General features: G+C 73.7%; 2 protein-coding genes. One reads left to right on the top strand and one right to left on the bottom strand.

What is annotated here, in order from left to right; genetic code table 11:
* The first annotated feature begins 51 nt into the window (after positions 1–51).
* Positions 52–639 carry a hypothetical protein gene (locus tag G3I65_RS56135; protein ID WP_160704805.1) on the top strand — a complete coding sequence of 196 codons (588 nt, stop codon included), beginning with the start codon at positions 52–54 and terminating at the stop codon, positions 637–639.
* 6 nt (positions 640–645) lie between these two features.
* Here G3I65_RS56135 and G3I65_RS56130 read toward each other — a convergent pair.
* Positions 646–942: type VII secretion protein EccB (locus tag G3I65_RS56130; RefSeq protein ID WP_203612786.1), on the bottom strand; the 297-nt coding region annotated here is incomplete at its 5' end.

Raw genomic sequence — 942 nt, 5'->3', positions numbered from 1 at the left:
GTTAGAACCCGACCAAACACTCACGACCAGCCACGTGCCTAAGATCAGCCGATGACCTACCCCCACGCCGACCCGAGCCGGTTCGACGGGCTGCTGCCGCACGTCGAGCGCCACCTCGGGCCGGTGACGCACGGGCAAGGCCCGGGGCTGCCCGACGGCGGCAACCGCGGGTTCGCCATCGGCTTCCACGCGCACCCGCGGCTGCGGATGGTCTCCGCGGCGACCACCGGCGTGCGGTTCCAGCGGGTCGACGCGCCGCTGCCGCAGGAGTACGTCGTCTCCGCCGCGCCCGAGCACGAGGAGGAAGCCGGGTACCTGGCGCACGTCATCGCGAGCGGCGTGATCGAACGCGCACGTGGCTACCCCTACGGCGGTGGCTACCTCAACGCCGAGCCGCTCATCCCCGGCACCGGCGTCGCGTTCCTGCTCGCCGCGGCGCACCCGTTCGCCGACGCGGAGTTCGACCTCTACCGCGACGAGCGGGGCGAGCCCGCGCTGCAGCTGGTCACCCTCTTGCCCTGCACCCGCGCGGAATTCGAGTTCGTGCACGCCCACGACGAAGACCCCGAGGTGCTCTTCGACCGCTGGCGGGACCGTGACACCGACATCCTCGACCTCTACCGGGCTTCGGCGGTCTGACGGCGGTCAGCCACCCACCGCCTGGTTGCGGGCCGCGGCCGGGTCCAGGCCGGGGCCTTCCGGCAGCCGGGCCACCAGCCCGGCCGGCAGCCGCAGGACGCGGTCCGACGGGTAGCCCAGCATCTTCAGCACCTCCGGCGCCGACAGCGCGTAGCGGCGGCCCATGTCGGTCACCAAGGTCAGCGTGCCCGACGGTGCCTGCGCCGACGGCATCGCCTCGACGACCGCCGCGCTGCCCGGCGGGACGTACACCCGGTCCGCCAGCGGGGTTCCGGCCGGTGAGCGGCGGGCCGTTGCCGACAG

It is taken from the genome of Amycolatopsis sp. SID8362 (genome assembly GCF_010550475.1).
Classification (GTDB): Bacteria; Actinomycetota; Actinomycetes; order Mycobacteriales; family Pseudonocardiaceae; genus Amycolatopsis; species Amycolatopsis eburnea.
This window is presented reverse-complemented; position numbering and strand designations above follow the sequence as displayed.